Origin of the sequence: Marivita sp. GX14005 (assembly GCF_023370775.1) — a bacterium.
Lineage (GTDB): Bacteria > Pseudomonadota > Alphaproteobacteria > Rhodobacterales > Rhodobacteraceae > Marivita.
Window position 1 is genome coordinate 497,430 of the sequence record NZ_JAMCCQ010000002.1, and the last position, 12,718, is coordinate 510,147.

At 63.8% G+C, this 12,718-nt stretch carries 13 protein-coding genes; 5 read left to right on the plus strand and 8 right to left on the minus strand.

Annotated features, from left to right (window positions below; translation table 11 throughout):
- Positions 1–34: 34 nt before the first annotated feature.
- The 5 genes from M3465_RS08700 to secG all read right to left on the minus strand — a co-directional run bounded on the left by M3465_RS08700 (position 35) and on the right by secG (position 4,282).
- Positions 35–721, minus strand: a complete 687-nt coding sequence (locus M3465_RS08700) for a hypothetical protein (RefSeq protein ID WP_249501339.1) — start codon at positions 719–721, stop codon at positions 35–37.
- Positions 718–1,485 (minus strand): 23S rRNA (adenine(2030)-N(6))-methyltransferase RlmJ, encoded by a 768-nt coding sequence (rlmJ, locus tag M3465_RS08705; protein WP_249501340.1) that lies wholly within the window; start codon positions 1,483–1,485, stop codon positions 718–720. Before rlmJ ends, M3465_RS08700 begins: the two co-directional genes overlap by 4 nt.
- A gap of 39 nt (positions 1,486–1,524) precedes the next feature.
- Positions 1,525–1,833 (minus strand): divalent-cation tolerance protein CutA, encoded by a 309-nt coding sequence (cutA, locus tag M3465_RS08710; RefSeq protein ID WP_249501341.1) that lies wholly within the window; start codon positions 1,831–1,833, stop codon positions 1,525–1,527.
- 214 nt (positions 1,834–2,047) lie between these two features.
- A complete protein-coding gene (pyrG, locus tag M3465_RS08715) occupies positions 2,048–3,691 on the minus strand; it encodes a CTP synthase (RefSeq protein WP_249501342.1) in 1,644 nt (547 codons plus the stop codon).
- A gap of 219 nt (positions 3,692–3,910) precedes the next feature.
- Positions 3,911–4,282: a preprotein translocase subunit SecG gene (gene secG, locus M3465_RS08720; protein WP_249501343.1), complete on the minus strand. Its 372-nt coding sequence runs from the start codon at positions 4,280–4,282 to the stop codon at positions 3,911–3,913.
- A gap of 295 nt (positions 4,283–4,577) precedes the next feature.
- On the opposite strand from secG, the gene M3465_RS08725 reads away from it, so the two are divergent.
- Positions 4,578–5,873 carry an adenylosuccinate synthase gene (locus M3465_RS08725; RefSeq protein WP_249501344.1) on the plus strand — a complete coding sequence of 432 codons (1,296 nt, stop codon included), beginning with the start codon at positions 4,578–4,580 and terminating at the stop codon, positions 5,871–5,873.
- Positions 5,874–5,889: 16 nt separating this feature from the next.
- Positions 5,890–6,114, plus strand: a complete 225-nt coding sequence (locus tag M3465_RS08730) for a DUF2842 domain-containing protein (RefSeq protein ID WP_249501345.1) — start codon at positions 5,890–5,892, stop codon at positions 6,112–6,114.
- 30 nt (positions 6,115–6,144) lie between these two features.
- Here M3465_RS08730 and M3465_RS08735 read toward each other — a convergent pair whose 3' ends face one another.
- Positions 6,145–8,307 carry a hypothetical protein gene (locus M3465_RS08735; RefSeq protein WP_502846104.1) on the minus strand — a complete coding sequence of 721 codons (2,163 nt, stop codon included), beginning with the start codon at positions 8,305–8,307 and terminating at the stop codon, positions 6,145–6,147.
- A gap of 139 nt (positions 8,308–8,446) precedes the next feature.
- Here M3465_RS08735 and M3465_RS08740 point away from each other — a divergent pair, with 139 nt between their 5' ends.
- Complete coding sequence (locus M3465_RS08740) at positions 8,447–9,130, plus strand: thiamine diphosphokinase (protein ID WP_249501347.1); 684 nt, start codon at positions 8,447–8,449, stop codon at positions 9,128–9,130.
- Here the strand turns inward: M3465_RS08740 and M3465_RS08745 are convergent.
- Positions 9,054–9,998, minus strand: coding sequence for a DMT family transporter (locus tag M3465_RS08745; protein ID WP_249501348.1), 945 nt, complete (start codon positions 9,996–9,998; stop codon positions 9,054–9,056). The genes M3465_RS08740 and M3465_RS08745 overlap by 77 nt on opposite strands.
- Positions 9,999–10,095: 97 nt before the next feature.
- Entirely contained in the window at positions 10,096–11,469 is a 1,374-nt protein-coding gene (locus tag M3465_RS08750) for an L-serine ammonia-lyase (protein WP_249501349.1), read from the minus strand.
- A gap of 140 nt (positions 11,470–11,609) precedes the next feature.
- Here M3465_RS08750 and M3465_RS08755 point away from each other — a divergent pair, with 140 nt between their 5' ends.
- Positions 11,610–11,831: a hypothetical protein gene (locus M3465_RS08755; RefSeq protein WP_249501350.1), complete on the plus strand. Its 222-nt coding sequence runs from the start codon at positions 11,610–11,612 to the stop codon at positions 11,829–11,831.
- A gap of 82 nt (positions 11,832–11,913) precedes the next feature.
- The gene (gene rpiA, locus M3465_RS08760) at positions 11,914–12,702 is read left to right on the plus strand and encodes a ribose-5-phosphate isomerase RpiA (protein ID WP_249501351.1); all 789 of its coding nucleotides are present in this window, start codon (positions 11,914–11,916) and stop codon (positions 12,700–12,702) included.
- The last annotated feature ends 16 nt before the right edge of the window (positions 12,703–12,718 follow it).

Below are 12,718 nucleotides of genomic sequence, written 5' to 3' on the forward strand. Positions count from 1 at the left end.
TATGCCGCTAGCCCCGCTTCGCCAACGGCAAACCTCATCCGGCGAGATCTTCGACCTCATAGAGGATATCGTCGATGGCGATACCGCCGGGATCGGTATTTTCGAGGGTGATCGCCGTTACGCCGTAACCGCTGCGCCAAGCAAGGGCCATCACGCCGCGCCGCAGGGGAACGACGAACCGCGTCAGCCGCCTTGCCTGTGCGTCGTAAAAGGCGATTTGTGCCGCGCGGGGCATCGGGCGCTGCCCGAGCGGGTCGGGATATTCAGCGTGCAGTTTCAGGCCGAAGGCGAATTGCGGATCGTCGAAGACGATGGCCAGACTGCCTTCGCCGCGCCCGGAGGCGCTGGCATAGCCTTCGGGACCGAGCGGAAAGAGCGCGTTCGAACCGAACCCGTCGTGATATGCGACCGCGAGGTTCTGGCCCGGCGCGCCCGGAACGGCGCGCGGCGGCGCACCGGGCAGACCGCGAAGACGGTCGAACCGCCCATGCCCGGTATCGGCCTCCGCCGCGCTCTGGCCCAGAAGCCGCTCCCCGATCGACAGCCCGGGCGCGCGCCAGTGCCGGTCGAAATTGAGCCCCGGCTCGACCGCGCTCGGCACACCGTCGAAGGTTTCGATCCGGTTCGGTTGGCCCAGCAGGCTCTCATAGGGCACCTTGCGCATTTCGTCCGAAGCCGCCAGCACCGGGCAAAGGCACAGGAGAAGGACAAGGCGCATCATGCTCCGCGCTCGAACAATGCCGAAAGCCCCGCAAGCCCGGCGTCGATCCGGTAGGGCGGGTTGGCGATGAAAAGCCCCGATCCGATCATGCGATGCCCCTCCCTTGCGGGTGGGAAACGCACCTCGTGCGCCAATGCATCTGGATGATCTTTCTTCATCTGTTGGACCATCGGCTTATGGGCTTGCGAGGTCAGCAAAGGATACCAAAGCATCACCACGCCGACATTCCATTTCCGCGTGATCCCGGCCAGCCATTTCGGCAGCCGGCCATACTCCGCCTTCACCTCGTAGGACGGATCGACCAGCATCACCCCCCGGCGCGGCTCCGGCGGACAGAGGCTCTGCGCAAGGGCTAAACCGTCCTGCCGGTAAATCCTCACATTCGGAGCGGTCAGGTTTCCCTTGAGCGCGGAATGTTCCATCGGGTGCAACTCCGCAAGATGCAAGCGATCCCGCGGCCGCAGAAGGCCAAGCGCGACCGCTGGAGATCCTGGATAAAGCCCGTTCTGGCATCTCTCCAAAGCGCGGATGTAAGGATGATCGGACGGAAAGCCGGACTTGAGCCGTGCAATACCCTGCGCGGCCTCGCCCGTCCTGACGGCTTCGGGGGCGCCAAGATCATACACCCCGCGCCCGGCATGGGTTTCGATATAGCTCAGCGGTTTGTCCTTGACCGTCATGTAATCCAGAACGAGCGCAAGAGCCGCGTGCTTGTGAACATCCGCCGCGTTGCCGGCGTGATAGAGATGTTGGTAGGAGAGCATGGCGCGTTGATAGGCCAGTTGCGCGGCGCGTGATAGGGGTCAGCCGGTCGCGGTGGCATCGATCCAGCCGAGGAAACTCTCCGAGCCATCGGCGATCTCGAGCGCCCAGAGCGCCGGCTCGTCATAGGGATGGTCGCGCAGGATCATCGCCTTGAGCGCCGGCCAGGCGGCACGGCTGGTTTTGAACATCACCCGGATCTCGGCGTCTTTCTGAAGGCCGTTCCACTCGTAGATCGATGTGATCGGCTGGAGGTGAACGCATGCCGCGAGCTTGGCCCCGACCGCTTGGCGGGCGAGCGCTTCGGCGGCGCGCTCGGTGTCGAGGGTGGTATAGGCAACGAATGGCATGGCGCGAGGATAGCGAACGATACACGATTCCGAAAGCCGACGACGCATCGACGCGGTCATAAGGCCGCATCAACATTCGACAGGCGCCCCGCCGCGTTGACGCGGCGGTTACGCAGCCTTGAGGCTGCGTTGGCATCCGACAGGCGCCCCGCCGCGTTGACGCGGCGGTTACACAGCCTTGAGGCTGCGTTACTCTTCGACGTGACGAAAAACTTTACACCAACCGCGAAACATCCTTCGCCGCCCGCACGAAATCCTTGAACAAGGGATGCGGATCAAACGGTTTGGACTTCAATTCGGGGTGGAACTGAACGCCGATGAACCACGGGTGATCGGGCCATTCGATGATTTCCGGAAGGCGCCCGTCGGGGCTCATGCCGGAAAAGCACAGCCCTGCTTTCTCCAGCGCCTCGCGATACTGGATATCGACCTCGTAGCGGTGGCGGTGGCGTTCGTCGATCCTCGTGCTGCCATAGACCTGCGCGACCTTCGAGCCCTCCGTCAGCACCGCATCGTAGGCGCCGAGGCGCATCGTGCCGCCCTTGTCATCCAGAACCGAGCGATTGACTTTCTCGTTGCCCTGCACCCATTCCTTGAGATGGTAGACGACCGGCGTAAAGCGTTTCTTGCCGGCCTCGTGATCGAACTCCTCCGACCCCGCGTCGGGAAGTTTGGCGACATTCCGTGCGGCCTCGATCACGGCCATCTGCATACCGAGGCATATTCCGAGATAGGGCACCTTGTGCTCGCGCGCGAATTGCGCCGCCTTGATCTTGCCTTCGGTGCCGCGCTCACCGAAGCCGCCCGGCACGAGGATGGCGTGGAAGCCTTCGAGATGGGCGGCGGGATCCTCGCGATCGAAGATTTCCGAATCCACCCATTGCACATTCACCTTGACGCGGTTGGCCATGCCGCCATGCGTCAGCGCCTCGGCGATGGATTTATACGCATCCTCGAGCTGGATATACTTGCCGACGATGGCGATATTCACCTCGCCCTCGGGGTTGTAGATGCGATCGGCCACATCGTCCCACTTGGCAAGGTTGGGCTTGGGAGCGGGCGTGATCTGGAACGCGTCGAGCACGGCCTGGTCGAGCCCTTCGCGATGATAGGCCAGCGGCGCCTCGTAGATGGATTTCAGATCCTGCGCGGCGATCACGCTATCGGGGCGCACGTTGCAGAACAGCGCCAGCTTCTCGCGCTCCTTGGCCGGGATCGGCCCTTCGGACCGGCAGACGAGGATGTCGGGGGCCAGTCCGATGGAGCGCAGCTCCTTGACGCTGTGCTGGGTCGGCTTCGTCTTCAACTCGCCGGACGCCTTGATGTAGGGCAGCAGCGTCAGGTGCATGAAGAGACACTGCCCGCGCGGCTTGTCCTGGCTGAACTGGCGGATCGCCTCGAAAAAGGGCAGGCCCTCGATATCGCCCACCGTTCCGCCGATCTCGCAGAGCATGAAATCGACCTCATCCTCGCCGATGGAGATGAAATCCTTGATCTCGTTGGTGACATGGGGAATCACCTGGATCGTCTTGCCGAGGTAATCGCCGCGCCGTTCCTTCTCGAGCACGTTAGTGTAGATGCGCCCCGACGAGATACTGTCGGTCTTTCGCGCCGGCACGCCGGTAAAGCGTTCGTAATGGCCCAGATCGAGATCGGTTTCCGCGCCGTCGTCGGTCACGAACACCTCGCCATGCTCGAAAGGCGACATCGTGCCGGGATCGACGTTCAGATAGGGGTCGAGCTTGCGCAGCCGCACCGAGTAGCCCCGCGCCTGCAAGAGCGCGCCGAGCGCTGCCGAGGCAAGCCCCTTGCCGAGAGAGGACACCACGCCGCCGGTGATGAAGATAAAGCGTGCCATAGGGTGAAAACTCCCGCGATATGCCTGCAAATCGAGTGCCCACGCATGCCGGAGCCGCGCGGTATCACGGGATTTGACGGGTAAGGGATTCGGCTGCGAAAGGCAAGCCGCGCCCAAGATGCTGTTGAGAATGGGGCGAACGCCTCAAGGGGTGGTATCAAATAAGGCGGTCACGGAAAATCCAGCGCAAACCGGTGCTTGCGCCGGAAAAGGGCGAATTCAGTCGGCGCTCGGCACGAGAGGCATGTTGGTCTCGCCCGCGCTCGGCGGAGGCAGGAGGCCTTCGGGATCGATCCCGCCTGCCGGCTCTTCGGCCGGCACCTCATCGGCGCCGCCGAACCGGTCCATGATGGAACTGCCCGACGCGTTCTGCGCCGCGATCACCGTCAGGATCAGCGAGGTGCAGATGAAGGCGATGGCGAGGATCCACGTCAGCTTGCCCAGACCGGTGGCCTTGCTGCGTGCGCTCACCGCGCCGCCGCCCCCGCCGCCCATCGCGCCGAGCCCGCCGCCATCGGAGCGCTGTAGCAGCACGACGCCGATCAGCGACAGCGCAAGGAGGAGGTGGATGATGAGAACGACGTTTTCCATGGTTGATCCGGTCTGCCTTCGGGACAGGCTGGTATCTAGGGGGAACGGGCCAATCGCGCAACCCGTGATCCTGATGCGGGGCGGGAAAAGAAACGGCGGGCAGGGCGGGCGTTTGCCGCTATATCCTGACTATCAACCGGCTCGCCCGGCGGAGGCCGGTCGCATTTGAGTATTTTTTACGAGAAGAAGCGGGGGCGGAACGCTGGGGGGCGGCTTTATCGTCTTTCGCCCTGCGGCGAGGGCCGCTATACCGGCGCGGGTTTGACACAGGCTATCGGGAACGAGGATCGGCAACATGGCGAATGTGGTGGTCGTTGGCGCGCAATGGGGCGACGAGGGCAAGGGCAAGATCGTGGACTGGCTTTCGGAGCGGGCCGATGTGATTTGCCGTTTCCAGGGTGGGCATAATGCCGGGCATACGCTGGTGATCGATGGCGCGGTCTACAAGCTGCATGCGCTGCCGTCCGGTGTGGTGCGGAGCGGCAAGCTCAGCGTGATCGGCAACGGGGTGGTGCTCGATCCGTGGCATCTGATGCGCGAGATCGAGACCATTCGCGCCCAAGGGGTCGAGATCACGCCAGAAACGCTGATGATCGCCGAGAACACGCCGCTGATCCTGCCCATTCATGGCGAGCTCGACCGTGCGCGCGAGGAAGCGGCGAGCAAAGGCACCAAGATCGGCACCACGGGGCGCGGCATCGGGCCGTGCTACGAAGACAAGGTGGGCCGCCGCGCCGTGCGCGTTGCCGATCTGGCCGATGCGGCGACGCTGGAGGCGCGGGTGGACCGCGCGCTTCAGCATCACGATCCGCTGCGCAGGGGGCTGGGCATCGCGCCTGTGGATCGCGATGCGCTCATCGAGGCGTTGCGCGAGATCGCCGCGCGGATCCTGCCCTTTGCCGCGCCGGTCTGGAAGGTGCTGAACGAGAAGCGCAAGGCAGGCCGGCGTATCCTTTTCGAAGGGGCGCAGGGCGCGCTGCTCGACATCGATTTCGGCACCTATCCTTTCGTGACATCCTCCAACGTGATCGCGGGGCAGGCGGCAACCGGTGTCGGGATTGGGCCGGGCGCCATCGATTACGTTCTGGGCATCGTGAAGGCCTACACCACCCGTGTCGGGGAAGGCCCGTTCCCGACCGAGCTTGAGGATGCGGATGGCCAGCGGCTCGGCGAGCGCGGGCATGAATTCGGCACGACCACGGGCCGCAAGCGGCGCTGCGGCTGGTTCGATGCCTGTCTCGTGCGCCAGACCTGCGCGACATCGGGCGTCAACGGCATATCGCTGACCAAGCTCGATGTGCTGGACGGGTTCGAAACGCTGAAGATCTGCGTCGGCTACGATCTCGATGGCGAACGGCTCGACTATCTGCCCACCGCCGCCGAGAGCCAGGCGCGGTGCATCCCGATCTACGAGGAGATGCCGGGCTGGAGCCAGTCAACCGAAGGCGCGCGCTCCTGGGCGGATCTGCCAGCCGAGGCGATCAAATACGTGCGCCGGGTCGAGGAGTTGATCGAATGTCCGGTGGCGCTACTTTCCACCTCACCCGAGCGGGAGGATACGATCCTCGTGACCGATCCATTCGCCGATTGAGCGGCGGGAACAAATGATGGCGCTGAGTTACAAGGCACGCAGAAGATGGTCCCTGGTGATCCTGCTCGTGGGGTTGCCGCTTTACGTCGTGGCCTGTGTGACTGTTCTGGGGTGGCTGGAGCGTCCGCCATTCTGGCTCGAGCTGGTCGTCTATGTCGTGCTCGGTATCGTCTGGGCCTTGCCGTTCAAGTTCGTCTTTCAGGGTATCGGGCAACCCGACCCTGACGATGATCGATCCTGACACGAAAAAGGGGCCATGCGGCCCCTTTCCTTAGCCCGCCGCGCGGGAACTCGGTTTGAAGCCGATATTGTCGGATGCGGCGAACCGGCCTCCGCCTTTCTTCTCGATCTTCCCGTCGCGCAGAAGCTGACCGAAACTGCGCAGACGTTCCTCGCGCGAGCTGGCCTCGCCTTCGGCCTGGTGCAGCTTCGTCATCAGTTGCGGGCGCGAGAATTGGTCGCGGCCCTCCACGAAGGACATATAGGCCGCCGCCGCTTCGAGCAGTTCGGGCAGAGTATGCGCGCCGGCCTGTTCGGCGAATTCGGCGAAGCCCGAATCGTCCGACATATCGGCGGCGAGCGGGGCCGTGTCCTCGGCCCGAATGACGCGGCGGGGGCGCACGGGGGCGGCGTCGGGCTCGGCCTCGACATCGACGCGCTGCTCGGCCACCAGCTTGAGCGGCGCCGGGCGCACCGGGGCGGGGCGCTCCGAGCGGGCTTGCGTCAGGCTGGGCCTGCGCGGGCGAACCGCATCCGCGAGATCTTCGCGATAGGGCTCTTCCTCGTCGGCGTCTTTCTTGCCGCGGCCCAGAAGCCGGTCCGCCTTGGTGGCAGCGACGGCGGCGCGCAGATGCGCGATGGCGCTGCGGCGACGGTTGCCTTCGGGTTCGTCCATCTCGGTTTCGGTCTGGTCGATCAGGCGGTCGACGGAAGGATCATCCGCTTCGATCGCGCTATCTGTCAGCATCGCACGCCCCGGGCTCGTCATCTTGACGGCCTTGCGGATATTCGCCTCCGCCTCGTCGTCGATCCGCGCGTGATCTGCGGTTTCAGAGCCGTCTGTATCGCCGAAATTCCAGTCCTCGTCTTCCTCGATCTCAGCCTGTAGCTCGGCAAGTTCACGCTTCAATTCGGCTTCCTGCTCCGGACTGAGCGTGCTGTCATCGCTGTCGGGAACCGGGTCCGCACCCGCTGCCTCGTCATATTCCTCGATCACGCCGCTGGCGAGCGCTGCCTCGACATCGCTGCGTTTCGCCTTGCCGACACGGGCGACAATGGCGGGGGGGTCATCCTCGGCGCGTGCTTCCGCAGCGGGTGCATCGTGTTCCACCGGTTCGGCATCCGCCATTTCGTCCGGTTCCCGCTCTACGGCAGCGTCCTGCGAAAGTTCGGGTTCTTCCTCCGCTGCATCCTCGCTCGCGGCGGCCTGAGCCTCCAGTTCTGCGATCCTGGCGCGCAACGCTTCGATCTCGCTCAGTGCGTCGTTCTCGGCTTCGGAGGCGCTTTCGGGTTCACTCCCTTGAGCAATCTCGCGCTCGTCCTCATCCTCTTCGATCCGGTCATTGACCAAGGCGGCAATCGTGTCCGCAAAGAGGTTGTCGGCGTTTTCGTCCCACTCCTCTTCTTCTTCGAGCGGCTCATCCACAGACGCCGCCTCGTCGGCAGAGGGCTCTTGCGCCGTTGCACTTGCGTGTTCGTCCTCGATATATTCGGGATCGTCCTGCGCGCGCGAGGCTACGACTGCGCGAATTCGTTGCAGCTTGTCGGCAACGCTCTCGGTGCTTGGGGCGAGGCTTGTCTCTTCGTCGTCCTCGGCATCCCATTCGATCGCTGCATCTTCATAGGATGGCGTGTCGTCGGCTGAAGCAAGCTCTCCTTCATCCTCGCGCACGTTATGCGTCTCGTCCAGAACGCGTTCCGTCTCGCCGGTTTCCGCTTCAGGTTGCTCCGCGATCACCTCGTCGAGGTCCGGCGCGTCCGGTTCGTCGAACTCGGCCAACGTATCCGCGGCCGGATCGGATGCGGCGATGTCTTCTTCGTCATCCTGCGACGTGTCACCCGCCATATCGGCGACCGGCGCCTCCGCGACGACCGGAACGCTGGCAGGCGCCTCGGTCATCGCGGCGTCATCCTCCGTCGGCTTGTCCGGCGCGACATCCCCATGCGGCGCTTCGGCATCTTCGGTTGGGCGCAGGACGAGATTGCCCTTTTCGAACCGAGCCTCGACGCGCCGTTCGATTTCGCGTTCGGCGATACGAGCGAGCATTTCGGCATCCGGAGTGGGTGGTTCGGCGCCGAAATAGCGATCATCCTGCGCGAGATCGCGGAAGTACTCCGCAATCGCCTTCATAGTGTCGAACGAGCGGTCAAACCCTTCGAGCGTACATGAGAAGGTGCCGTAGGATACGGTGAGTATCTTGTTCGAACTCATCATAACATCACTCGCTTTCCAAATCTCTGCATCTGCCCTGTTAGCATGTTTACCAAGACCAAAGCGCAACGAATCTGTGCCTCTGACGGTATCATTTCATGGCGCGATTGTGATTTGTTTCGCGAAGCGCCATTAAACCGCCATGAATGGCTCTATTGTTCGCTCCGATGGCACGGTGCTCCTCGTTGGTGGCGCCGGCGGCGACAATCGGCAACTTCGGCAGCTATTGGTCGAGGCGGCGCAGGTTGTCGCGGCCGATAGCGGCGCGGACTGGCTTCACGAGATCGGGCATACGCCGGATGCCCTGATCGGCGATCTGGATTCGGTGTCACCGGCTGCGCGCGGCGCGCTTCCGCCGGACCGTGTCCGCCACATCGCAGAGCAGGACAGCACCGATTTCGACAAGGCGCTGCGATCCATTGACGCTCCGCTGACCATCGGGATCGGGTTCCTCGGCCGGCGCGTGGATCATATGCTGGCGGCGATGACAGTGCTGTGCCGCTACCCGCAGCGCGCGGTTTTGCTGGTTGGGGAGGACGATGTGATCGTTCACCTGCCGCCGCATCTCGACATCTCCCTGCAGCCCGGAACGCGCGTTTCGCTTTTCCCGATGCGCGAACTTCGGGGCCGCTCTACCGGGCTGACATGGCCCATCGACGGATTGAGTTTTGCGCCGGATACGCGCACCGGCACGTCGAACCGGGCACTTGGCCCGGTTTCATTGACCATGCAGATGCCCGGGATGCTGCTTATTCTGCCGGCGTCGGAACGGTCGGCGTTGCAATCGGCTCTGGCGCAGTGCGACGCGATGTGGCCTGCTCCCTGAGCACGATATAGAGACCCGAGGCGATGGTGATGCTGATGCCGATTGTGGCCAGAGTGTTCGGCAGATCCCCGAACACGGCAAAGCCGATGACCGTCGCAATGGGAATTTCGAGATATTGCATCGGCGCCAGCGTTGCCGAAGGTGCATAGCGCAGCGACCAGGTCATGAGCAGATGCGCTGTCGTGCCGCTGAGCCCGATCGCGCCGAGCAGCGCCCAACTCGTCAGTCCCGGCGCGGCGTTCCATTCGAGCGCCGGCACGGGAGGGTGCGGCAGAACGAACAGGACAGGCGCGATGAGCACGACCGCCATCACACCGGACACCGCCTGCAACCCGATGGGATCGGTCTGCTTGGCGATCTGGCGCGTGATCAGCATGAAAAGCGAGAAGTTCAAAGCAACGCCGAGCGGCAGGAGCGCCGGCCAGCCGACCTGTTGAAACGACGGCTGCACGACCAGAAGCGTGCCCGCGAACCCGACGGCGCAGGCGATGAGCCGCCGCGACCCGACCTCTTCCTTCAAAACATAATGACCAAGCACGAGCATCATGAACGGCATGACGAAAGCGATCGCCACGGCATCGGCCAACGGTAAGTAATAGAGCGCCGTGACCATCATGCCGATCCCCAGGATCAGCATGAGCGTTCTGAGAAACGTCACCGCAAAAACGCTTGGCGACATCCTCCAGGCTCGGCCCGTCACCGCGACGATGGGAACCAGCACCAACGCCTGAACCGCGAAGCGGACCAGAAGAAGCTGCCCGAGCGACACCCGTTCGGAGAGGATCTTGGCCAGCGCGTCGCCCACCGGGGCGGCGATGCAGAAGCCGAGCATCAGGAGTATTCCGAGGAGGGGGCGATCTTGCGTCATTGAGCGACGCTACTCTCGGTTGAGTGCCGCTGTCAACGCTCCCGTAAGCGTCATTCCGCTAAGTCATGGTTTTGCGTCAAGGGGAAAGCATAACCCCTCAGCAATTGGGAATGTTCACTGCCAGACCGCCGAGCGACGTTTCCTTGTAGCGCTCATGCATGTCCTCCCCCGTCTGGCGCATCGTCTCGATGGCCGAATCGAGCGGCACGAAATGCGTTCCATCCCCGCGCAAGGACAGGCTGGCCGCAGACACCGCCTTGATCGCGCCAAGCCCGTTGCGCTCGATGCAGGGCACTTGGACCAGCCCCTTGACCGGATCGCAGGTCATGCCGAGATGGTGCTCCAGCGCGATTTCCGCCGCGTTCTCGATCTGCGCCGGCGTGCCGCCCATCACCGCGCATATCCCCGCAGCCGCCATCGCACTCGCGCTGCCGACCTCGGCCTGGCATCCGGCCTCGGCGCCGCTGATCGAGGCGTTGTATTTGACCAGCCCGCCGATTGCCGCCGCCGTCAGCAGGAATTCCGGGATCCGCGCACGGCTCGCGCCCGGCACATGGTCGAGCCAATAACGAATGGTCGCCGGCACCACGCCCGCCGCCCCGTTCGTCGGCGCGGTGACGACCTGCCCGCCGGCGGCGTTCTCCTCGTTCACCGCCATCGCGTAAACGCTCATCCAGTCATTGATTGTGTGAGGCGGGCTTTGGTTCAGCCCGCGATCGGCGATCAGCTTGTCGTAAATGCCCTTGGCCCGCCGTTTGACGCTCAGACCGCCGGGCAGCGTGCCATCGGTCCGAAGCCCGCGGGTGATGCAATCGTCCATCACGTCCCAAAGCCTTTGGATCCCGCTATCGAGCTCTTGCGCGCTTCGCCGGGACAGTTCGTTCGCCCGTTTCATCTGGGCAATGCTCAGCCCGGTCGCGGAGGACATGCGCAGCATCTCGGCGGCCGATTTGAACGGGTAGGGCACCGGCGGGCCGTCATCGGTGTCTTTGCCGGCGGCAAGTTCCGCCTCGGTCATCACGAACCCGCCGCCGATGGAGAAATAGGTTTCCTGAAGGATCACGTCGCCCTGCGCGTCCGTGGCCCTCAGCACCATCGCGTTGGCGTGGCCGGGCAGGTTCGGACCGAAATCGAAATGCAGATCGGTTTCCGGATCGAAACACAGCGGCTCAAGACCTTCGGGAATAAGCCGTTTTTCCTGCCGGATACCTGCCAATGCCGCTTCGGCAGCCGCGTTATCGTAGGTTTCAGGCACGAAACCGGCCAGTCCGAGTATCGTCGCCCGATCGGTCGCATGGCCGACGCCGGTGAAGGCAAGCGATCCGTGCAGCGTCGCGTTCACGCCCGATGCGCGGAACGGGGCCGCGCGGAGACGGTCGAGGAAGCGGGACGCGGCGACCATCGGTCCCATCGTGTGCGACGAAGACGGACCGATACCGACCTTGAACATCTCGAAAACCGATAGAAACATGCTCTTCGCGCTCCTTTCCCTGAAGGTTTCAGGCTCTTTACCGTGCCGCGCCCGCGTGCGTTGCACGGAAAACGTCATTCGGGGATGAAAATGCGTTGTGCCTAAACGCCCTGTTTACCTTCTCGGGCCAAGCTGACGGCATGACATCATCTGCGGGGGCACGCAACATGACGAACGGGATCGACAAACTCGCCTGGATCGGCACGGCGCTGGCGATACTGGCATGGGCCTTCGCGCCCCATCTGGTGAACGCGGAGCAGGTGGCGTTGCCTTTGGCAAGCCCCGTGACGACAACGCTCCTTCCGCCCGCCGGAAGCGCGGCGCCCGGCAGCGCCCCGGCCCCGGCATTCGCGCCGCCCTGATGGGTGTAGGCGCGGCTTTTCGGTCTCGCCCATTCGGCAACGAACCCCTATAAGGCGCGCAGATCGATCAAGGAGCTGCCCCATGACCGGAGAATTGTCACCCATCGACAAGGCCAAGTTCGTCGCCGCCAGACGCGCGGCGGATCTGGTGGAGAACGATATGCGTGTCGGGCTCGGCACCGGATCGACCGCCGCCTGGCTGGTGCGCCATCTGGGCGAGCGGGTGCAAAGCGAAGGGCTGCGCATCCAGGGCGTGCCGACCTCCAGCCGCACCGCCCGCCTGGCGCGTGACGTCGGGATCGAGATCATCTCGCTCGACGAAGCGAAAATGCTCGATCTGACGATCGACGGGGCCGACGAGTTCGATGCCGATCTCAACCTGATCAAGGGCGGGGGCGGTGCGCTCCTGCAGGAAAAGATCGTCGCGGCCGCCAGCGAACAGGTCGTGATCATCGCCGATGCCGCCAAGGAAGTCGGAACCCTTGGCGCCTTTCCCCTCCCGATCGAGGTGATCCCCTTTGGCTGGACGACAACACAGATGCTCGTCGAGGAGCTTCTGGTTTCGGCCGATGTGATGGGGCGCAAGATCACCCTGCGCATGAACGGCGAAGAGCCGTTCCGCACCGATGAGGGCAACCATATCCTCGATCTTCACCTGAGCCGCATCGGAAACGCGCGCCAACTCGCTATGGCGCTAAACCAGATGCCCGGCGTGGTGGAAAACGGCCTTTTCATCGATCTATGCGACAAGGTGATCGTCGGCTATCCCGATGGGCGGGTCGAGACGCGCGATATCAATGCCGGGACGGTGAGCGAGGATCGCGTAGATCTGGTCGAAGACGAAAACCTGTTCTCCGATCTGGGCGACTAGGGCCGCCGGCCCGGCC